Source organism: Kineosporia mesophila (assembly GCF_021129235.1).
Taxonomy (GTDB): Bacteria; Actinomycetota; Actinomycetes; order Actinomycetales; family Kineosporiaceae; genus Kineosporia; species Kineosporia mesophila.
Genome location: NZ_JAJOMA010000006.1, coordinates 321,587 through 342,338, shown reverse-complemented (window position 1 = coordinate 342,338; position 20,752 = coordinate 321,587). Strand labels below are relative to the sequence as shown.

The following is a 20,752-nucleotide window of genomic DNA, read 5'->3' as shown; positions in this document are numbered from 1 at the left end:
ATCCGCAGGGCCCGCCCCGATCCCGGCGTGGGCCCTGCGGCTCAGCTTTGCCCGGAGAGATGCCTGCGAGGTCAAGGAGTACGAATGCCGAACGGACTGGCCCGGTCACGGTACGCGGACGACACCGCCCACACGGCCTCACCGCAGCGCCTGCTGACGATGCTCTACGACCGGCTGATCGGCGATCTCGCGGTCGCCGAGGCCGCGATGCGGACCGGGGACCACTCCACGGTCGGAAACCGCATCCAGCACGCCCAGGAGATCATCCTGGAGCTGTGGAGCAGCCTCGACGTGGCGGCCTGGCCCGAGGGCGCCGGCCTCAAGAGCCTGTACCTGTGGATGGTCAACGAGCTGAACAGCAGCCGGCTGCCCCCGCAGCCGGAGCGCATTCTGGCGGTGCGAGAAATGCTGGAACCACTACGTGACGCCTGGAAGCAGGCGCTCACGCTGGAAGCGTCGACGAGCCCCTCTCCGGTGGGCTGACATCTGATGACCACCACCGACTCGGTCCGAGCCGCCAACCGGGAGGCCACGGCCGCCTGGTCAAGCTATTTCGACGCCGTCGAGCAATCGATGCACGAGTTCGAAGTGGCCCTCAGCCGGCACGACGTCTTCGCGCTCCGGCCGATCGCCCCTCCCCCCGGACGTCCACCGGAGTCCTTCCGGCACCGGTCCGAGGAACTGCAGCGCTGGGTCACCGAGCTGGAGTTTCGCGCCCGCTTCCTGCGCGAGGAGTTCCGCTCCGAGATCTCCCGTATCCGGCCCACGTTCACCCGGGCCTCGGAAGCCCGGATGGGCTCCACCCTGGACATCAACGGCTGAGCAGCCGACACAGAAGCACGGTCATCCCCCGATGGCCGTGCTTCTTGCTTTTGGACGCGGAGAACGAGTTCTCGAGGCGGTGTCCGCCTCACCGGTTCGGCGGTCGCCCGGCCGGTCCAGCCAAAAGCCGCGAACCCTTCACCTTCCGGCATTCCGCCGGGAATCTCAAGGGTGGCTGGTTCTTTCGGATGAACGACATTCACAGGAACGGAGCATCCCTCAAGACCCGATGAGCTTGCGTCGAAGCCTGGTTCTGAGCAAGGACCGCTCTTGTAGCGCCACGGATCGGCGCGACCCCCCAGTCATTCGACGATTGTGCCCGCGAGTTCCCGGGAAGGGCGACGTTCCATGTCCATGCTCGACGACGTCTCGATCAAAGCCCTGCACACCGCACTGGACGGTCTGTCCCAGCGGCAGCAGGCGATCAGCGACGACATCGCCAACGTCAACACCCCGTACTACCGGGCTCGCTCGGTCGATTTCGAGGGTCAGCTGAAGCAGGCACTGGCGAACGGTGACGACCCGACCCAGGTGGTCACCCCGACGGTCGCGTACTCCGGGGCCGCCGGCGATCTCACGAGCAACAACGTCGACCTGGGCGAAGCCTCGGTCAGCAGCGTCAAGACCGAGATGAGCTACGAGCTGGCCCTTCGCGCGACCGGCGATCGCTTCAGCCTGCTGCGTGCCGCGATCAGGAGCAACTGACATGTTTGAATCTCTCGACATTTCCGGCAGCGGTATGTACGTCCACCAGAACTGGATGGACGCCGTGTCGGACAACATCGCGAACGTGAACACGGTGCGTCCCAGCAATGAGGACGCCTTCCAGGCCCGCTACGTGATCGCCCAGTCGGTCGAGAACGGCGGGGTGGGCTCGGGTGTCCGGGTCGCCGGCGTGGAGCTCGGCGACGCCAAGGGGCAGCTGGTCTACGACCCCGAGCACCCCTACGCCGACGCCCAGGGCTACGTGCGGCGGCCGGACATCGACATGGGTGACCAGATGACCGAGATGGTCATGGCGCAACGCGGTTACCAGGCGAACACCGCCAATCTCGACCGGGTGCGGGCCGCCTACCAGGCCGCGATCCAGATGGGACGTGGCTGATATGAGCGTCATGCCCGTCGCCGCGGTCGGTGTGACCGACCCCAGCGCCCTGATCTCCGGCGCCGATCTCTACAGCCAGATGGCCGCGGGGCTCGGCACCGCCGACGTCGGCAGCATCGAGAACATCTCGGTGCCCGGCGCCGGCACCTCCGCGATCACCGAGGCCGCCTCGGCCCGCAGCGACTCGTTCGGCAACGCGCTGGGCAAGGGCCTGCAGAGCGTCGAGAACCTCGACATCACCGCCCAGAACAAGGCGATCGGGGCAGCCACCGGCGACCTCAACGATGTCCACGACTACGTGATCGCCGCGGTCGAGGCCCAGACCGCCGTCGAGCTGACGACGACCCTGCGCAACAAGGCGCTTGAGTCGTTCCAGCAGATCATGGGGATGCAGCTTTGAGTCCTCAGTTCAACGCCAAGGCAGTCACCACGCGGGTGCGCACGTTCGCCAACGGCTTCACCGCCGGACAGCGCGCCGTCGTGATCATCGGTGTCATCGCCTTGCTGCTGGCCGCTTTCGCCCTCAGCAAGTATCTCTCGCAACCGAACTGGACACCGCTGTACGGCGGTCTCTCGGGCGAGGACGCCAACGCGATCACGGAACAGCTGAACACCGACGGGGTGCCGTACCAGCTCGCCGACTCGGGAACAGCGATCCTGGTGCCCAAGGAGCAGGTCTACTCCGAGCGCATCAAGCTGGCCGCGGCCGGCCTCGCCGGCAGCGCCAACGGCAGCAGCGGCGAGGGCTGGTCACTGCTCGACGACCAGGGCATCACCGCCACCGAGTTCCAGCAGAACGTCGCCTACCAGCGGGCCCTCTCGGGTGAGCTGGGCAAGACCCTGGAGGCGATGGACGGGGTGGACAAGGCGGTCGTGCAGCTCGCCATCCCTGAGGAGAGCGTCTTCTCCGAGGACAATCAGAAGCCCACCGCGTCGGTGCTGCTCAAGCTGAAGCCCGGCACGGAACTCACCGACAGCCAGGTGCAGTCGATCACCCAGCTGGTCGGCGGGTCGGTGGCGAACCTGAGCCCCGACGACGTGACGGTCACCGACCAGAGCGGGGAACTGCTCTCGGGTTCCGGTGCCGGCGGCGGTTCGGCCGCCTCGGACGCCGGTCAGACCGACACTCAGACAGCCGCTTTCGAAAGCCGGATGAACAACTCGGTGGAGAACGTGCTGAACGCGGTGGTCGGGCCGAACAACTCGAAGGTACAGGTCAACGCCACCCTCAACTTCGACCAGCAGAAGACCACCAGCAAGATCTTCACCCAGTCCACACCCACACCGCCGCCGATCAGCGAGGCCCAGGTGACCGAGACGTACAGCGGCAACAACGCGGCCGCCGGCGGCACGCTGGGACAGACCCTGCCGACACCGCTCAGCTCCAGCGGCGGCGCCGGGAACTACGGGCGGTACCAGTCGACCGTGAACAACGCCGTGAACCAGAGCGTGGCCGAGGTCCAGGCGGCACCGGGGAAGGTGGAACGGATGACCGTCGCGGTCGTGCTCAACAGCAAGACGGCAGGGGCCATGAACACCAACACCGCCTCGCAACTCGTCACCAACGCCCTGGGCCTGGACACCGCCCGCGGTGACAGCGTGCAGGTCAGCGTGCTGCCGTTCGACACCTCGGCGGCCGACGCGGCGAAGAAGGCCCTGGACGCCCAGGCCAGTTCCGAGAAGACGGCCGGCTACCTGAGCCTGGCCAAGCAGGTCGGCCTGGCGCTGCTGGTGCTCATCGCGGTGATCATCTTCCTGCGCCGTCGCAAGAAGCAGCAGATCGAGGAGGAAGAGGCCCGGATCGAAGCCACCGCCTCGGACCTGCCCGACGGGATGCTGCTGTCGCCGCAGGCCATCGCCAACAACCAGCAGCTCGCCCTGGCCCAGGAGGCCGACCTGTCCCGCGATCGGATGCGCGACGAGGTGTCCGCCATGGTCGACAATCAGCCCGACGACGTCGCCGCGATGCTCCAGGGCTGGCTGGCAGAACGGAAGTAGTGGCAGATGGCACTCGCAACCTCGAACGAGCCGCTCACCGGGCTCCGTAAGGCCGCCATCTTCCTGGTGCAGCTGGGCCAGGAGAAGGCTGCCCGGATCATGGGTCTGCTCCCCGAGGACATCGTCGAGGAGCTCACCGGGGAGATCGTCCGCCTCAAAGAGGTCAGCACCATCGACGCCGAGTCGGTGCTGTCCGAGGCCCACGACAACCTCGCGGCCCAGTCCGGGTCGCGCGGCGGTATGGACCTCGCCCGGCAGCTGCTGGCGCAGAGCCTCGGCAGCGACCGGGCCGAGGAGATCATGGAGCGCCTTGGCGCTTCCCTCGCCGAGATGCCGTTCGAGAGCATCCGCCGGGCCGATGCCCGGCAGCTGCTCTCATTCCTCGCCGACGAGCACCCGCAGACCATCGCGCTGGTGCTCGCCCACCTGGCCCCGCAGCAGTCCGCCGTGGTGCTCTCGGGCCTGGCCCAGAGCCTGCAGGCCCAGGTGGCCTACCGGATCGCCTCGATGGAACCCGCCAGCCCGGACGTGATCCGTCTGGTGGAGCGGGAACTCGAGCGCCGGATGACCACGGTGCTGGGCCCGCAGGAGATGTCGTCGGTGGGCGGTGTCGAGCCGCTGGTCGCGATCATCAACCGGGCCGACCGGTCGACCGAGCGGATGATTCTTGAGGGCCTGGAGGCTGTCGACCAGGAACTCGCCGAGACCGTTCGCGCCCAGATGTTCATCTTCGAGGACATTCTCACGCTCGACGACAAGGCGATCCAGCTCGTGCTGCGCAACGTCGAGAGTGCCGATCTGGCGCTCGCGCTCAAGGGTGTCAGCCCGATGGTCAAGGAGAAGATCACCCGCAACCTGTCCACCCGCGCCGCCGAGAACCTCATCGAGGAGATCGACATGCTCGGTGCCGTGCGGATCAAGCAGGTCGAGGAGGCCCAGGCGAAGGTGGTCCAGGAGATCCGGGCCCTGGAGCAGACCGGTCAGATCCTCATCCAGCGCAGCGACGAAGAGGCGATGGTGGAGTGACGATGTCCAGAACCACCGAGACGCCGGTACTCACGGCCGAACAGGCGCGGACATCGGTACGACCGGCGAACCTGGACCGGCCGCTGCACCGCACCACGATCGACCCGCAGTACAGCGATCCGCGTCTGGAGGAGATGGTCCGCACCGCCACGCAGGAGGCCCGCGAGGGGGCCCAGGCCCAGGGTTACCTGGCCGGCTGGGCCCAGGGGCGGCAGGCCGCGGCGGAGGACACCGCCCGGATCCGGGCGCAGCAACAGCAGGAGAACCAGCGGATCCGCGCCGAGGTCGCCGATCAGGTGACCGAGTTGCTCGAGACGTTGCGCAACGCCGTGCAGGAGGCCGGCCAGGCCTGTCTGCCGGAGTGGAACGAGGTGGCGGACGTGCTCGTCGAAGGTTCGCTGAAGCTCGCCGCCGCCGCCCTGGGGCGAGAGTTGCAAACAGTGGACGACGCGGTCGGGCAGGCGGTTCAGGCCGCCCTCCGGCAGGTGGCGGCCTCCGACGAGACCGTGGTGCACCTGCACCCCGACGACGCGGCGATGCTCGGTGACGACGGCCCGGAGGGTGTGACGATCGTTCCTGACATCACCCTCTCCCCCGGCAATCTCACCGTGCTCACCCCCACACAGCGCCTGCGTCAGAACCTCCCGGCGGCGCTGGCCGCCGCCGAGGAGGTGCTGCGCGGGTGAATTCTTCTCTGGCGCAGGAGCTCCGGCAACGGCTCGGGGCCGCCGCCGGCGCTGCGTCACCGCGGGCCGAGGGCCGGGTCAGCGATGTGGTCGGACTCGGCATCGGTATCCGCGGGCTGTCCGCGGCCGTGAACGAACTGCTGACGATCGAGACCTCGGCCGGCCAGTTGCCGGCCCAGGTGATCGCCGTGCAGCGGGACGGCGTCAGCGCGATGCCGCTGGGCACCACCGCCGGAGTGGCGGCGGGTGACCCGGTGCGGCGCACGGGCGATCAGCTCCGGGTGCCCGCGGGCTACGGCATGATGAACCGGATCATCGACCCCCTCGGTCGGCCGATCGACGGGAAGCCGAAACCCACCGGTGTCACCATGGTTCCGGTCGAGGCCTCGGCGCCCAACCCGCTGCTGCGCCGCCGGGTCGACGACGCCCTGCCCACCGGGGTGCGGGCGATCGACACCCTGATCCCGGTCGGCGCCGGGCAGCGCGTCGGCATCATGGCCGGCAGCGGGGTGGGCAAGTCGACTCTGCTCGGTATGGCGGTGAGGGGCACGATCGCACCGGTCCGCGTGGTCGCCCTGGTCGGCGAACGGGGCCGTGAGGTAAGGGAGTTCATCGAGGACACCCTGGATGCCGAGGCTCGGTCGCGGACCGTGCTGGTGGTGGCCACAGCGGACGACCCGGCCCTGTTGCGGGTCACTGCCGCGTTCACCGCCACGCGCATCGCCGAGTGGTTCCGGGACCAGGGTGAGGACGTGCTCCTCGTCGTCGACTCGGTCACCCGCACCGCCATGGCCCAGCGCGAGGTCGCCCTGGCCGCCGGTGAGCCACCGGCCACCCGGGGATACCCGGCCAGTGTCTTCGCCATGCTCCCCCGCCTGCTCGAACGCTCCGGTCCGGGCCAGAACGGCTCCATCACCGCCCTTTACACGGTTCTGGTGGAGGGCGACGACCTACAGGACCCGATCGGTGACACGGTGCGAGGCATCCTCGACGGCCATGTCGTGCTGTCCCGTGACCTCGCCACCGCCGGCCATTTCCCCAGCATCGACGTGCTGGAGTCGGTGTCCCGGGTGGAACGCGCGGTGCTGACCGAGGACGAGCGCCAGCTGGCCCTCACCCTGCGGCGGCTGATGGCGTCGTGGCGGGACGTGCGCGAACTGGTCGAGGTCGGCGCCTACGTGAACGGCAGCGACCCGGTGGCCGACGCGGCGATCCGGCTGCGCCCGGCCATCGACAACTTCCTGCGGCAGCGGCCGGACGAGGCAATTCCGGTGCGGCAGTCGTGGACCGAGCTGGCCGCCCTGCTCGGGGTGAGGCGATGAGCAGGAAGGGCTTCCGGCTGGCCACCGTGGAGCGACTGAGGGAGAAGCACCTCGAGGAGGCCGCTCAGGCTCTGCACCTGGCCCAGTCCGCCGTACGCGAGGCCCAGGCCCGGCGTGACGACCTGCTGGAACGCCTGCGGGCCCAGCGCCACGGTCACAACACACCGCACGAGCTGGAACTCGAAGCGGTGTACCGGTTCCGGCTGCGCGGTGACCTGGCCGAAGTGGACCACGAGATGGCGAAACTCACGGCGAAACTGGCGGAACGACGGGACTCCTGGCTCCAGGCCCGGGCCGAGGTGCACGCCGTCGCCGCTCTGCACGACCGCTACCGCAAGCAGCGCGCGGAGATGCTCCAGCGCACCGAGCAGCGGGAGATGGACGAACTCGCCGGGTCCGGCCGGCGCCTGCCGGGCCCGTTCCCGGGCAACGACTCTGGAGGATCCTGATGTCCGAAGGCATGAGCGCGGTGCTCAGCCGGATCGGTCAGATCGAGTCACTGATCAGCCCGCAGCCGGTCAGCACCACCACTACGACGAGTACGAGTGCGACCAGTGCGACCGGTGACCCGGGTTCCACCTCCGGCACCGGTGACAGCACCGGCTCGACGAACTTCGACAACCTGCTCGACCTGGTGAAGGGCACCCCGGCACCCTCGGGGACCACCTCGTCCGCCGGCACTCTCGCCGATAAGGCGGTCGCGACCGCGAAGCAGTACCTGGGCGTGAACTACCGGTGGGGCGGTACCGACCCGGAGACCGGGCTGGACTGCTCGGGACTCACCCAGCTGGTGTACCGCCAGCTCGGCATCGAGCTGCCGCGCAACAGCGCATTGCAGGCCACGAAGGGCACCCGGGTCTCGTCGATCGCCGCGGCCCAGCCGGGAGACCTGGTCTTCTTCGGATCGCCGGTGCACCATGTCGGTATCTACCTGGGTGACGGCAAGATGATCGACGCGCCGAAGGCCGGTGACGTGGTGCGCATCCGTGACGTCTACGAGACGCCCAGCCAGATCCGCCGGGTACTCACCGACACCTCGGCCGATGCTTCCGGCAACGCGGCCCCGGGGTCGGTGGTCGAGACCCTGGCCAAGCTGACCGGCGCGACGAGGGCCTCGGCACTCGGATCGACGCCTTACGCCGATGTTTTCACGGCGGCCGGAAAGCGTTACGGCCTTGATCCGGCGCTGCTGTCCGCGGTGGCCAAGACGGAGAGCAACTACAACGCATCGGCGAAGAGCCCGGCCGGGGCCCAGGGCCTGATGCAGCTCATGCCCGGCACCGCCCGGGAACTCGGGGTGGACCCGATGGTCCCGGCCCAGGCCGTGGACGGTGCGGCCCGGTACCTGTCCGACCAGCTGCGGACCTTCGGCCGGGTGGATCTCGCCCTGGCCGCCTACAACGCCGGGCCTGGGGCGGTCCGGAAGTACGACGGCGTGCCGCCGTACACCGAAACCGAGAATTACGTCAGACGAGTACAGAAAGCTTGGGGGCAACTACGATGACCACGTCGACCAACGTGCAGAGCTCGATCGACGCCCTGCTCAACCCAACGGCCAACCGGCCCACCTTCCGTACCGGTTCATCGGCCACGGCCGAACACGCACTGCAGTTCGAGAAGCAGCTCTCCGCGGCCCGCGACCGGGCCGGCAGCGACCAGGCCCTACAGCGGCAGAATGCCACCGAGCGCGCCGCCCAGGAAGCGGTTCGCCGCCGTACCAATGCTTCTCGCGACCGGGCGGACGCGGCGGCCGAGCAGGCCGCCGACGACCGGACGGCCGACGAGAAGGCGGCGGACAAGGCCGCCGACCAGCGGGCCGCCGCTCGCCGGGCCTTGGCCGAGGCGATTCGTAAAGACGGCTCGAACGGCGCGCAGGTCGAGCCGGGCGGTAACGAGCGCTATCATGCGGTCGCCGTCGCGACGGCGACCAAGGCTGCCGAAACCGCCCAGCAGAAAGACCAATCCGTTCAGAGCGCCGAGAACGCCCAGACCGCGGCGGACAGCACCGGGACCGCAGCCGGAATGTCCGCCCTGGCCCAGGTGCTGGCGATCGAGGCGGCCGCGGCGCAGAAGATCGCCCAGGCCCTGGCCGGTGGCGACGCGCAGGCCGCGGCGAAGGTGCCGACCGTGACCTCGGTCGAGACCACCGCCGGCCCGGACGGTATTCACACCCGGCTGTCGATCGAGCTGACCACCGACGCCGACACCCTGGCCGCCCTGAACGGTCTCGAGGGATCCAGGGGCGCCGCCGGGGCGGGCCTGAACGCGGGAGCCACGGCGGTTCCTGACTCCACGCTCACCAAGGACGAGAAAAGTTCGCTAGAGGCACTTCTCGGCCAGAAGTCGAATGCATCGGTGGATTCCTCCACCGGCGTACAGGGCATGACCGGTACCAGCGCCTCCGGGTCGGCCTCCACCACCGGTGAGCCCACGAACAGCACACTGCCCGAGGGCGTCCAGGTGAAGACCGGCGCGGACACGGCCTCCGCCGCGATCGCGGGCGATGTCGCGGGGGCCGCGGCCGCGGGCCTGAACAAGTTCGGGGAGGGATCGGCCAACCCGCTGCCGGGCCGGATCATGGTGAACGGCCAGTGGATGAACGGCTCCGAGGTCGGCGACTACTTCGACGGCGGTTCCGGTGCTCAGAAGGCCGGCACCCAGAAGACGGGTGCTGGGGCTGGGGCCGACAACGCGATCGCCCCGATGCCCGGCCGGATCATGGTCAACGGCCAGTGGACGAACGGCTCCGACGCGGCGGCCCTTCTGAATGGGACGGCAGCCGCCGACGAGGCGGCCACTTCTGCCACCGGAGCCACCGGAGCGGCCGGCGTGACCGGCGCGACCGGTTCGAGCACGGGTTCGCAGGCCGACGGTTCCGAGGACAGCCCTCAGACGGACACCGGCGCCACCTCGGCGTCCAAGACCGCCGAGAGCGCGCGGTCCACCGAGAACAACCCCGACGCCTCGTCCTTCAGCACCCAGCTGGGCCAGGCCCAGCAGACCCAGTCGGCCGCGCCGGGCAGCACGGTGACGGGCAGCGGCTACAGCGCGGCGGCCGGCCAGAGCGTGGCCGAGCAGGTTGGACAGCAGATCGCCGCCCAGCTGCGCACCCTGAAGGAGGGCAGTCACCGCGCGGTGATCCACCTGTCGCCGGAAGATCTCGGCGACGTGACGGTCACCCTGTCGGTGCATCGCGGCGATGTGCGCCTCGACCTGGTCGCGGCCCCGGCGGCCCTTTCCCAGTTGCAGGCCGGCCTGAACGACCTGCGCGACCAGATGCAGCAGTCCGGCCTGAACCTGGCCGACGTGCAGATGCAGCAGAGCATGGACGCGGGGGCGTCCATGAGTGGCGGCTCACAGTCGTCATCCCAGAACTCCCCCTCGGGAGGCGGGCTTTCATCGGGAGTCAGCTCGGTGAACACGGGAGCCCGCACTACCGGAACGACCACGGCCGCCCCCGCGGCGACGCGTGGAGCGTCCGGTGACGGCAACGTCGATCTGATGATCTGACCTCACCCCCGGCAAGGAGGCGCGCCCATGGCCGCACCGATCGGAAAGCTGTCCGATTTCACGGGCACCCCGACGACGGACACCAAGACGGTGTCCGCCGCCACCAACAGCACCAAGTCCGACAAGGACATGTTCCTGAAACTTCTTCTGGCCCAGATGAAGTACCAGGACCCGATGAATCCGACCGACTCCACCCAGTACCTCTCGCAGATGGCGCAGTTCACCACCGTGGAGAAGCTGGGCGACATGGTGGACAACACCACCAGCCTGCTCACCGCCAGCCAGATGCAGTCGTCGCTGGGCATGATCGGGGCGACGGTCGAGTACGGCGTTGGAACGAAGGCGGGTTCCGGACTCGTCACGGGTATCACGATGGTGGACGGGTCCCCCCAATTGCTGGTCACCGGCACCAGCGGTACCCCGGTCAAGGTTCCGCTGACCGATCTGACCAGTGTGAAGGTCACCGGAACCAAGTCCACCACCCCCGACACCTCGTCCGGCAAGGAAGCCGCCGGGGCCTGATACGGGCTCAAGTTCCGGGCGCACGATGCGCCGGATCACCCCGGCACGGATGCCGACCGCAGTGATGACCGAACCAGGAGGTCCGGCATGCTCCGCTCACTCTTCTCAGGTATCAGTGGACTGAAAGCCCACCAGCAGATGATGGACGTTGTCAGTAACAACATCGCCAACGTCAACACCGCCGGCTTCAAGACCTCGAACATCGTCTTCGAGGACACCCTGAGCCAGCTCATGCGCGCCGCCGGCGCCTCGACCGCGACCAGTGGTGGCCTGGATCCGACCCAGATCGGCCTTGGTGTGAAACTCGCTGCGGTGCAGCAGAATTTCTCGCAGGGTTCGACACAGATCACCAACAAGTCGACCGACCTGATGGTCAACGGCGACGGTTTCTTCGTGCTGGACGACGGCGGTACGCAGGTGTATTCCCGGGCCGGCGCATTCACGTTGGACAATGACGGCTACCTGGTCAACCCGAACGGTATGTACGTTCAGGGATACCAGGCGGTCAACGGCACGATCAGCGCCTACGGCCAGCTCTCGAAGCTCAAGTTGCAGGCGGGCCTGAGCATTCCGGGCGCTGCCACGAGCACCGTCTCTCTGGGCGGCAACCTGGACCCGAAAGGCACCAAGACGCTGACGGTCACCCCGACCGTCTACGACACCGGCGGTGCGGCCTATGCCGTACCGATGAACCTGGTACCGAACGACCCGCCGGACGGCAACTACACCATCAATGTGCAGGATCCGGCCGACAACTCCAGCACGATCGGCACCGGCACCATCTCTTTCACCGATGCCGGTCTTTACGACGCCGACAGCTCCACGCCCCCCACTTTCACCATCAACGGTGTGACCATGACGGTGGATCTGACGCAGTTCACTGGATACGCCGGGCTGAGCTCACCGACGCCCAAGGCAGTGGACGGCTACGCGGCCGGCACGCTGAACGAGTTCCAGATCGGCACCGACGGTGTCATCACCGGTATCTTCAGCAACGGCCAGAAGCAGGCCCTGGGCCAGGTCGCGCTGGCCACGTTCAACAACGTGAGCGGCCTGGAGAAGCAGGGTGACAGCGTCTACCGCGACACCGCCAACTCCGGCCTGGCCGAGATCGGTATCCCCGGGGCCGGTGGCCACGGTCTGATCACCGGTGGCGCACTGGAGATGTCGAACGTCGACCTGGCGGCCGAGTTCACCAACATGATCATCGCCCAGCGCGGTTTCCAGGCGAACTCGAAGGTGATCACCACCAGCGACGAGATCCTTCAGGAACTGGTCAACATCAAGAGGTAGTGACAACACCTCACCGACGAGGGCCATCGGTCGCACTGCGCGGCCGGTGGCCCTCTGGCGTGTCACCCGGACGGGTTACCGACGTACGCGTCCGGACCGGGGCCCTCTTTCGGCCGGTCCACCGTTCGGCCCCGGGTAACCGCACGGAAAGGGCGTTTTCGCCCCAGCCGGGGCACCTTCCGTGAGGCGGGGAAATTTTCGGTAGCCCGACCGGACCAGCCGCCCCCCGAACGTCTCAATCCCCACGCTGCGATGCCGAACCAAAGGGACGAGGCCAATGGACGGCCCGACAACTCCAAGGATGGATCTTCGCGTGATCATTGTGACCCGACTGGGTAACGGGGTGGCCATAGCCGTCAACCCTGACCTGATCGAGCGCGCCGAGGCGACGCCCGACACCGTCATCACCCTCGTGGACGGCCACAAGCTGGTCGTCGAAGAGCCACTGGCGCAGGTCGTCGATCTGGTCCGCAGCTGGCGCGCGTCGGTCGCGGCCGCTGCCCTCACTCTCACCCGGTACGGCGACGACGCCGCGACCGCGGATGCCGCCTCCACAGCGGAACGCTCGGCACATGAATCGACTTTCGGCCGGGTTCTGCGGCTGCCTTCCCGGGAGGTGTGAGCCATGGATGTAGCAACGATTGTCGGCCTGGTGGTCGCCATGGGCGCCATCTTCACCTCGATGATCCTCGAGGGCTCCAGCCCGATGGCGATCTTCCTGATCCCGGCCATGATGCTGGTCATCGTGGGTACGTTCGGCGCCTGCCTGGCCGGCGGCACGATCTCGTCGATGCTGACCGGCTTCAAGTGGCTGATCTACGCGTTCACCGCGAAGCCGCCGAAGCACGAGGAGGTGGTCGAGCCCCTGGTCAAGATGGCCGAGAAGGCCCGGCGCGAAGGGCTTCTCTCGCTGGAGTCGGAGATGGACACGATCGAGGACCCGTTCATGCAGCGGGGTCTCCAGATGGCTGTCGACGGCACCGACCCCGACGACCTGTACGACATCCTGATGGCCGAGGTGCGGGCGAAGAAGGCATCCGCCGCCCTGGGCTCGGGCTTCTGGACCGACGCGGGTGGTTACGCACCCACCATCGGCATCGTCGGTACCGTCATCGGTCTGATCCACGTGCTGGAGAACCTCAGCCAGCCGGACAAACTCGGCCACCTGATCGCCGGCGCGTTCGTCGCCACCCTGTGGGGTGTCATGTCGGCCAACGTGATGTTCCTGCCCTGGGGCAAGCGCATCAAGTACCTGGCGGCTCAGGAGGCGGCCAAGATGGAACTGGTCATCGACGGTGTGCTGGCGATCCAGGCCGGCTCGAACCCGCGCGTGGTCGCCACCAAGCTGCGGTCGAAGATGACACCGACAGGCCCGAACGAAGTGCGTGAGGCGGCCTAATGAGCGGGGGCGGCGGCAAGCGACGCGGTCATGAGGAAGAACACGAGGAGCACGAGAACCACGAGCGCTGGCTGGTCAGCTACGCCGACATGATGACCCTGCTGATGGTGCTCTTCATCGTGCTCTTCGCCATCAGCCAGGTCGACGAGAAGCGTTTCGCCGAGTTGAAGACCGGTCTGGCGAGCGGTTTCGGGGCCCCGGCGCAGATTCTCGAGGGCGGCACCGCACTGCTGGACGCGGGTGGCGCGGTCGCGCCGGACGATCCGAACCTGGCCGGCTCTTCCGGCAACCAGAAGACTGACGGCACCTCGGGCTCCAGCGGCAACCTGGGCAACATCGACCCGAAGAAGGTCGCCGAGCTGGCCAAAGCGACCCAGGATGCTCAGGTCAAGGGCGAGGTGAACAACCTCAAGAAGGCCCGGGACAACCTGAAGAAGGCTCTCCAGAAGGCCGGCCTGAAGAACGGGGCGACCTTCCGGTTCAACGAGCGTGGCCTGGTGGTCACCATCGCCACCGACAACGTCCTGTTCAAGAGTGGTAGCGACACGCTGGAACCCCAGGGGCGGAAGATCCTCAGGGCCCTGGGACCGACGCTGCGGCAGTTGCCCAACCAGCTGAGCATCGAGGGCCACACCAACTCGATTCCGATTCACACCGCCCAGTTCCCGAGCAACTGGGACCTCTCCAGCAGTCGCGCCAACCGGGTGCTGATCTACATGAACACCCGCGACAAGATCCCGTACGGACGGATGTCCTCCACCGGATTCGCGGACACCGAGCCCCTTCTGCCGGCTAGCGACCCGAAGGCGCTGGCCCGGAACCGGCGGGTCCAGATCATCGTGCTGGCCCAGGTCGACGACTCGGCCGGCCAGTCGGTCGAGGAGCTCGGCAACTCGTCAGGTTCCAGCAGCGACTGACTTCTCGCAGTACCGGCAGGGAAGCCACCACGGAAGACCCGACCAGCTCACGGATGAACTGACCTCAGGAGGAGACGGAACATGGCCAAGGGAGACGAGAAGGAGGTTGACGAGGAGGCCAAGGGTGGGGGCCGTAAGAAGCTCATCATCATTGCGCTGCCCGTCATCGTGCTGGTGCTCGCCGCTGCCTATTTCTTCGTGCTGAAGCCGAAGGAGGACAGCTCCGGGGCCGCCAAGGCGCTTCCCGCCCCCACTCCCGGAACGGTTGCCCCTCTTGACTCGATCACGGTCAACCTGGCCGGGGCACACTTCCTCAAGATCGGCATAGCCCTGCAACCCACGGCCGATGTGAAGGAGACACCCGACGGTTCCATGGCTCTGGACCAGGTCATCAATGTGTTCAGCAACCTGACCGTCAAGGAACTGACATCGGCCGAGGGTAAGGATGCCGCCAAGAAGGAACTGGTGGCACGTATCAAGCTGGCCTACTTGCCGCACGACAAGATCACCCACGAGGAGATCGAGAAGGCCAACGAGTCGGTCAGTGGCGGAAAGGTCAAGGAGACCGACGATCTGACCGCCGCCCAGGCGGAGAAGCGGGCCGCCGCGCTCACCGTTCAACCCGAGGTGTACGACGTCTACTTCACCGAGTTCGTGATGCAGTAAGGGTATTCGCCCGGCTGCGCGTGTCGTTCCCTTCCGAGGGGGCGGCACGCGCGGTGGTGGAGGCCGATCATGCGTCGGGGAGCAGCACAACCTTGCCGGCAACGGTGCGCGACTCCGCGAGGGTCAGCGCGGCCGCCGTCTCGGAGAGCGGGAACGTCGCGGCGATCAGCGGCGTGATGGCACCGTCGGCGAGCAGACGCAGCACCTGGGTCAGGTCTTCGGCGAGCCGGGCCCGGTGGGTGGCGGTGCGGAACCGACGGCCGGCCCAGAAGTTGTAGAAGTGGGCGCCCCGGCCGTTGGGCAGGTAGTTCCACAGCGCGAGCCGGGCGAAGAGCATGAGCACCGGCAACTGCGAGTTGCCCTCCTCGTCCTTGGTCGCCGCGGTGCCGTAGGAGACCAGCGTGCCGCCGCGCCGCAGCAACTGCCACGACTTCACCAGGCCCTCGCCGCCCACGTGGTCGAAGACCGCGTCCACCCCGTCGGGAGCGATCTCGCGGATGCGCTCGTAGAGGTCGGGGTCGCGGTAGTCGACCGGGATCGCGTCCAGGTCCCGCACGGCCTGGTGGTTGCGCGGCGACGCGGTGCCGATCACGGTGATGCCCGCGTGGCGGGCCAGCTGCACCAGCGTCGTGCCGACCCCGCCGTTGGCGCCCAGCACCACGATCGTGCCGCCCCTGGCCACCTTCGCGGTGCGGTGCAGCATCTGCCAGGCGGTCACCCCGTTGACCACCACCGTCTCCACCGCGGCCAGATCGACACCGGCGGGCACGGGCACCAGGTCGGCCGCATCGAGCACCAGATGGCTGGCCCAGGCCCCGGTCTTGGTGACTGCGGCGACCCGCCGGCCGACCTGGGCGGCGTCCCCGTCCGCCCCCACCGCGACCACCGTGCCGACCACGTCGTAGCCGGGCACGAAGGGGAACGCCGGCTGGTCGTAGTACTTGCCGCGGCGCATCTGCTGCTCGGCGAACGAGACCCCGGTGGCCTCCATCCGCAGCACGACCTGCCCGGTGCCCGGCTGCGGCAGTTCGCGGCTGCGGACCAGCAGGCCCTCCGGCTCGACCGGACCCGGCAGAAGAATCTCGGTGGCGGTGACGGTGCTGTTCATCGTGGCTCCTCGGTAGACCTCGTCTTCGACGCGATCAAAAACTTACATGCGTTGCCTAACGCTCGCAAGGTTACGTGTTTGAGTTTTACGTCGTAAGCTCGATGGCATGCCGAAAGTCCAGGGCAACGCCATCTCAGGTCGCCGCCGCAACCGGCGGGGAGAGGGCGAGCGTCTGCGGGGAGAGATCGTGGCCGCCGCCCTGGCCCTGCTCGACAAGACCGGCGACGAGCGCGCCGTCGGCCTGCGCTCGGTCGCCCGCCGGGTCGGGATTACGGCGCCGTCCATCTGTTCGCACTTCCCCGACCGGCCGGCTGTCGTGCCGGCCGTCGTCCGCCATGCGTTCGCCGAGCTGGAACGAGAGCTGCAGGCATCAACGGCGACGACCCGGTGGCCCGGCTCGGGGCGGTCGGCCTGGCCTACCTGGACTTCGCCCGGGACTGTCCCGGGAGGTACCGCACGATGTCCGGCGACGCCCGGACCACATCGGTGCCGGGTGTTCCGAACACGGTCCTGCGTGACTGCGTGGTGTCCGGAAGGTCCAGCTGCTCGGGATCTTCCGAGGATGCGATGAGTCTGTGGCCGGGCCTGCACGGCCTTGCCCACCAGCGGGACCTCATGCACACGTTCCCCTGGCCCGACCGCCTCGACCGGCTCATGATCAGCACGCTCGCCCATCTCGTGAGGAGCTGACCGGAGCGCGGGTTAAAGGAATTCGGGGAACCCACCGATGGACTTTTCGTGGGCTACTCCAATCAGGCGACCAGCACGGGCAGACGCCCACGGGCGGGTGCTCGAACCTATGACTTCCGCCGGCCGGTCAGGCTGGCCCGGGAGGATGCCCACCTGCTGAAGGTCGCGATGCAGACCTTCGGCCGGCAGGCAACCACCGTGCTGACGACCAGTCTGCGTGCGGTCAGCGTGCTCAGCCTCATCCAGGTCGAGGAAATGAGCTACGACGAGTTCCTCACCGGGCTGCCCGAGGCGAGCATCTGCGCCGTGATGTCGCTGGAACCGTTGCAGGGCAAGGCGTTGATGAGTCTCGACCTCAGCACTCTGATGGTCATGATCGACCATCTGCTGGGTGGGCGCGGGGTGGACGAGCAGCCGGAGCGTCAGCTGACGGACATCGAGCAGATGCTGATCCGGCATCTGATGGGCCGGGCGCTGCGCGAGTTCGCCTACGCGATGGAACCGATCGCGGTCACCCGCCCGCAGTTGCTCACCCTGGAGAGCAACGCCCAGTTCGTGCAGGCCGCCGCGGCCACCGACCCGGTGATCGTGGCCCGCATGCAGCTGGTCATGGGTGAGCGGATCAACACCATGGACCTCTGCATGCCGTACGCGATGCTGCAGCCGGCGCTGGAACAGGCCACCCGCTCGCAGGACCGCGGCGAGAAGCAGAAGCAGCGTTCCGCGGCGGCGGCCAAGACCACCCGGCGGCTCAATGATGTCGAGGTGGACGTGTCCATCCGCTTCGACCCGATCCGGATGAGCTCGTCGCAGATCGGCCGCCTGGCCGTCGGCGACGTGATCGGCCTGGGTCACCGCACGTCCAAGCCGCTGGAGGTGACCTCGGCGACCTCCACCTTCGGGTACGCGATCCCGGGCGCCTCGGGCAAGCAGCTGGCGGCGCTGATCGTCGACCCGCAGGAACAGTGACGGACCACGCACAGCCCCCGGCACCGGGCTGAAAGCTTTTTTCAGCCGGATCACCCGGATAGCTCAATCAGCGCAGGGATGCAGCCGAGAAACAGCATGGAAGCCACCTCGAACATCTGACTCACGCATACCGAGGACCCCTCATGTCTTTCTCCGCCTCACCCCTAGTTCCTGAGCAGCGCAGCGGCGACGCCGGCGTCGGCAACCGGGACGCCGCGGTCCAGGCCGCCATCGGGGCCGTGCGGGAAGCCCTGCCGCAGATTCCGTCCGCGTCACCGCTGACCATCGGCGATCCCGTCCACGAACCGGATCAGGCCACCCTGCCCGAACCGGCGGGGGCTGCGATCACGGCATTCCTCTCCGGCGGGATCGAGGGCAAGGTGCTCCTGGTCGTCGGCCAGGAGCTGGTCGACGCCCTCGCCGGCACCCCGTTCGGCACGCTCGAGCCCGCCCAGGCCCTGCGCCCGGCGCTCGATTCGATTGCCAGTTCGCTGGGCGGCCGGCTGGACGGCGACCCGACCGCGACCCCCGTCGAGGGATGCCTCGACGTCCTCACCGGCGGTACCACTGTCATCCTTCCGCTGGCCGGTCCGGAGGGTACGACGAGCGCGGTCGTCGGCCTGTCCCTGACCCAGATGGCCCCGCCCGCCGCGTCGGTACCCGCCCAGGGCGGTTCCCGCCCGGCCGTGGGCACCGGCGGCAACAGCTGGGGCATCGAGATGCTGCGCGACGTCGAGATGGAGGTGACCTGCGAGCTCGGCCGGACCCGGATGTCGGTGCGCCAGTTGCTCGCACTCGCCCCCGGCGACGTGGTGGAGCTCGATCGCCTCGCCGGTTCCCCGGCCGACCTGCTGGTCAACGGCACCCTGCTGGCCCGCGGCGAGGTCGTGGTCGTGGACGAGAGCTTCGGCCTGCGCATCACCGAGATCGTCACCCGGGACGCGACATGATGGGCGGCGACCTGGACATGCTGGGCCGGGTCGTCGGCGGCCTGATCGTGGTGCTGGTGTCGATCGGGCTCGTCGCCCGCGTCGCCCGCCGGGCCCACGGTGAGAACGGCGGCAGCGGCCTGAAGATCGTCGAGCGCATCGGTCTCTCCCGTGAGGCGAACCTGGCGGTCATCGAGATCTCCGACCGCAAGCTGCTTCTCGGGGTCACCGCACAGGGTGTGACCATGCTCGCCGACATCGACTGCGGGCAGGAGGGTCAGGACGGGCAGATCGCCGAGGCGTTCGCAGCTCACTCCACCGGGTCCCGGCGGAGCCGTTCGGCCGCCCGGAGCTCCAGCGGGGTCACCGGTTTCATCGGGGCGAGCCTGCGCGAGCAGCTGGGTTTCGGGAAGAAAATGATGGACGAGGAACCGGCTCCGACGAGCCGCCGCTCCCGGCGGCGTGGCCGTCGCCGGGCCGGACCGCGCGGGGTCACGGTTCCCACCGTGGTGCCCACCCGCGTCCCCACTTCTGTGAGCAGCCCCGAACACATCGACACCGATGAACTGCACGAGAGCGAAGACGCCGCGGTGCAACTGGCCGCCCTGTTCGAGCAGAACTCGGTCAGGCCGGACTCGGCCGAGCAGTACGAGACCCAGCCGACCGATCCCGCCTTCGACGCCGAGCAGGACGACAACCTTCAGGAGTACGGCAGTTTCGAGACGCCTGACCATCTCGAGACGTACCCGGAACAGGAACTGGAACCGGCCGGCACCTACGAACAGCTGAGCGAGTTCGAGCCGGGCACCGAGGCCCCGAACGACACCGAGGCCCCGAACCACCCTGGGGCCCCGGTCGACTCGCTGCTCATCGACGTCCGAGACCGGGTCGACCCGCTGCCCCAGGTGAGCGGGACGACCGGGGAGAGCACCTCGTCCGTTGCTCTTGATCTGGACAACCCGCCCCCGGCACCCAGGCCTTCGGGCCGCCGGGCCGCGGGACCACCGCTCGACCAGACCCCCCGCACCCGCGCCGAGAACCGGGCGTCGTTGCGGGAGGCCCCGGCCGACGACACACCCACCCCTCTGCCGGACACCCTGAACGTGGACGAGTACCCGGACCTGGCCACGGCTCTGCGCGCAGCGGGCCGGACCGCCCCGGTACCCCGGCCGGCGCCGGTGCCCCAGCCCGCTCCGGTACCCCAGCCCGCTCCGGCTCCAACGCCGGTCCCGGCACCGCGGCCGACCGACGAGGCGAGGCCCGGAAGGCGGGCCGCCCGCAGCACGTTCGCCCCGGACTCCCCGGCCGCGCTGCTCGACGACCAGCCCCGGAACCAGCCACCCGCACGCCGACCGCGTCCGAAGATCGATCTCCAGGCGCGTTCCCGTACCGAGGTGCGACCCGCCCGGCCGGAGACCCTGCCCGAGCGCACCGCGCGCCAGGTGGCCGAGTTCCAGGCCGAGGCCTACCCCTCGCTGCGCCCCGAGCGGGCCCAGCCGGCGGTGCCGGCACCCACCCCGGCCCGGCGGGCCCAGTCGGTACTGCCCGCGCAGCGCGGCCGGACCACCCAGCCCGACCGGACCCCGCTGCCCGGCAGCGCGGCTCGGCCCCCGGTTCCCACCCGGCAGACTCGTGCCCAGGCGCAGGGACGCGCACCCCAGGCTCCGGCCCGGCCCTCGGGCCGCCGGTCCCAGCAGCAAGACCCTCAGATCAATGGATCGGTGCTGTCGCCCAGGACGTGGCGACAGGGAGTCGACGCGCTGCGTGATCTGACCGTCCGGCGGGGGTGA

Annotated in this window: 24 protein-coding genes; 22 read left to right on the top strand and 2 right to left on the bottom strand. The window is 68.5% G+C overall.

The features are described from left to right. Positions 1-84 precede the first annotated feature (84 nt). The 18 genes from LR393_RS11405 (at position 85) to LR393_RS11315 (ending at position 15,266) form a co-directional block, all read left to right on the top strand. Positions 85-483, top strand: a complete 399-nt coding sequence (locus LR393_RS11405) for a flagellar export chaperone FliS (protein WP_231483813.1) — start codon at positions 85-87, stop codon at positions 481-483. Positions 484-489: 6 nt separating this feature from the next. Next, positions 490-822 carry a hypothetical protein gene (locus tag LR393_RS11400; protein WP_231483812.1) on the top strand — a complete coding sequence of 111 codons (333 nt, stop codon included), beginning with the start codon at positions 490-492 and terminating at the stop codon, positions 820-822. Positions 823-1,170: 348 nt separating this feature from the next. Next, positions 1,171-1,527 carry a flagellar basal body rod protein FlgB gene (locus LR393_RS11395; RefSeq protein WP_231483811.1) on the top strand — a complete coding sequence of 119 codons (357 nt, stop codon included), beginning with the start codon at positions 1,171-1,173 and terminating at the stop codon, positions 1,525-1,527. A gap of 1 nt (position 1,528) precedes the next feature. Next, positions 1,529-1,927 carry a flagellar basal body rod protein FlgC gene (gene flgC, locus LR393_RS11390; protein WP_231483810.1) on the top strand — a complete coding sequence of 133 codons (399 nt, stop codon included), beginning with the start codon at positions 1,529-1,531 and terminating at the stop codon, positions 1,925-1,927. A gap of 1 nt (position 1,928) precedes the next feature. Next, complete coding sequence (locus tag LR393_RS11385; RefSeq protein WP_231483809.1) at positions 1,929-2,327, top strand: flagellar hook-basal body complex protein FliE; 399 nt, start codon at positions 1,929-1,931, stop codon at positions 2,325-2,327. Next, complete coding sequence (gene fliF, locus LR393_RS11380) at positions 2,324-3,925, top strand: flagellar basal-body MS-ring/collar protein FliF (RefSeq protein ID WP_231483808.1); 1,602 nt, start codon at positions 2,324-2,326, stop codon at positions 3,923-3,925. The genes LR393_RS11385 and fliF overlap by 4 nt, the downstream gene beginning before the upstream one ends. 6 nt (positions 3,926-3,931) lie before the next feature. Next, positions 3,932-4,951 (top strand): flagellar motor switch protein FliG, encoded by a 1,020-nt coding sequence (gene fliG, locus LR393_RS11375; RefSeq protein WP_231483807.1) that lies wholly within the window; start codon positions 3,932-3,934, stop codon positions 4,949-4,951. Between the two features lie 2 nt (positions 4,952-4,953). Further along, positions 4,954-5,637, top strand: a complete 684-nt coding sequence (locus tag LR393_RS11370; RefSeq protein ID WP_231483806.1) for a FliH/SctL family protein — start codon at positions 4,954-4,956, stop codon at positions 5,635-5,637. Then, positions 5,634-6,959 (top strand): FliI/YscN family ATPase, encoded by a 1,326-nt coding sequence (locus LR393_RS11365; protein ID WP_231483805.1) that lies wholly within the window; start codon positions 5,634-5,636, stop codon positions 6,957-6,959. The genes LR393_RS11370 and LR393_RS11365 overlap by 4 nt, the downstream gene beginning before the upstream one ends. Further along, a complete protein-coding gene (locus tag LR393_RS11360) occupies positions 6,956-7,408 on the top strand; it encodes a flagellar export protein FliJ (protein ID WP_231483804.1) in 453 nt (150 codons plus the stop codon). The genes LR393_RS11365 and LR393_RS11360 overlap by 4 nt, the downstream gene beginning before the upstream one ends. Beyond that, positions 7,408-8,463, top strand: a complete 1,056-nt coding sequence (locus tag LR393_RS35190) for an NlpC/P60 family protein (RefSeq protein ID WP_269327006.1) — start codon at positions 7,408-7,410, stop codon at positions 8,461-8,463. Before LR393_RS11360 ends, LR393_RS35190 begins: the two co-directional genes overlap by 1 nt. Continuing rightward, the gene (locus tag LR393_RS11345; RefSeq protein ID WP_231483803.1) at positions 8,460-10,469 is read left to right on the top strand and encodes a flagellar hook-length control protein FliK; all 2,010 of its coding nucleotides are present in this window, start codon (positions 8,460-8,462) and stop codon (positions 10,467-10,469) included. Before LR393_RS35190 ends, LR393_RS11345 begins: the two co-directional genes overlap by 4 nt. A gap of 27 nt (positions 10,470-10,496) precedes the next feature. Further along, positions 10,497-10,991 carry a flagellar hook assembly protein FlgD gene (locus LR393_RS11340; protein ID WP_231483802.1) on the top strand — a complete coding sequence of 165 codons (495 nt, stop codon included), beginning with the start codon at positions 10,497-10,499 and terminating at the stop codon, positions 10,989-10,991. Between the two features lie 87 nt (positions 10,992-11,078). Continuing rightward, a complete protein-coding gene (locus tag LR393_RS11335; protein WP_231483801.1) occupies positions 11,079-12,284 on the top strand; it encodes a flagellar hook protein FlgE in 1,206 nt (401 codons plus the stop codon). Positions 12,285-12,597: 313 nt separating this feature from the next. Next, positions 12,598-12,906: a flagellar FlbD family protein gene (locus LR393_RS11330; protein WP_231483800.1), complete on the top strand. Its 309-nt coding sequence runs from the start codon at positions 12,598-12,600 to the stop codon at positions 12,904-12,906. Between the two features lie 3 nt (positions 12,907-12,909). Next, the gene (locus tag LR393_RS11325) at positions 12,910-13,683 is read left to right on the top strand and encodes a flagellar motor protein (RefSeq protein ID WP_231483799.1); all 774 of its coding nucleotides are present in this window, start codon (positions 12,910-12,912) and stop codon (positions 13,681-13,683) included. Continuing rightward, positions 13,683-14,600, top strand: a complete 918-nt coding sequence (locus LR393_RS11320) for an OmpA/MotB family protein (RefSeq protein ID WP_231483798.1) — start codon at positions 13,683-13,685, stop codon at positions 14,598-14,600. Before LR393_RS11325 ends, LR393_RS11320 begins: the two co-directional genes overlap by 1 nt. Positions 14,601-14,681: 81 nt before the next feature. Further along, a complete protein-coding gene (locus tag LR393_RS11315) occupies positions 14,682-15,266 on the top strand; it encodes a flagellar basal body-associated FliL family protein (protein WP_231483797.1) in 585 nt (194 codons plus the stop codon). A gap of 67 nt (positions 15,267-15,333) precedes the next feature. Here the strand turns inward: LR393_RS11315 and LR393_RS11310 are convergent, their stop codons facing one another. Together LR393_RS11310 and LR393_RS11305 are read right to left on the bottom strand one after the other, a co-directional pair. Then, entirely contained in the window at positions 15,334-16,374 is a 1,041-nt protein-coding gene (locus tag LR393_RS11310) for a medium chain dehydrogenase/reductase family protein (protein ID WP_231483796.1), read from the bottom strand. 133 nt (positions 16,375-16,507) lie between these two features. Next, positions 16,508-16,669, bottom strand: coding sequence for a hypothetical protein (locus LR393_RS11305; protein WP_231483795.1), 162 nt, complete (start codon positions 16,667-16,669; stop codon positions 16,508-16,510). Positions 16,670-16,761: 92 nt separating this feature from the next. On the opposite strand from LR393_RS11305, the gene LR393_RS11300 reads away from it, so the two are divergent. The 4 genes from LR393_RS11300 to LR393_RS11285 all read left to right on the top strand — a co-directional run bounded on the left by LR393_RS11300 (position 16,762) and on the right by LR393_RS11285 (position 20,752). After that, complete coding sequence (locus tag LR393_RS11300) at positions 16,762-17,064, top strand: TetR-like C-terminal domain-containing protein (protein WP_231483794.1); 303 nt, start codon at positions 16,762-16,764, stop codon at positions 17,062-17,064. Between the two features lie 48 nt (positions 17,065-17,112). Beyond that, positions 17,113-18,033, top strand: coding sequence for a flagellar motor switch protein FliM (locus tag LR393_RS36310; protein WP_231483793.1), 921 nt, complete (start codon positions 17,113-17,115; stop codon positions 18,031-18,033). Between the two features lie 143 nt (positions 18,034-18,176). After that, positions 18,177-18,983, top strand: a complete 807-nt coding sequence (gene fliN, locus LR393_RS11290; RefSeq protein ID WP_231483792.1) for a flagellar motor switch protein FliN — start codon at positions 18,177-18,179, stop codon at positions 18,981-18,983. Continuing rightward, positions 18,980-20,752 carry a FliO/MopB family protein gene (locus LR393_RS11285; protein ID WP_231483791.1) on the top strand — a complete coding sequence of 591 codons (1,773 nt, stop codon included), beginning with the start codon at positions 18,980-18,982 and terminating at the stop codon, positions 20,750-20,752. Before fliN ends, LR393_RS11285 begins: the two co-directional genes overlap by 4 nt.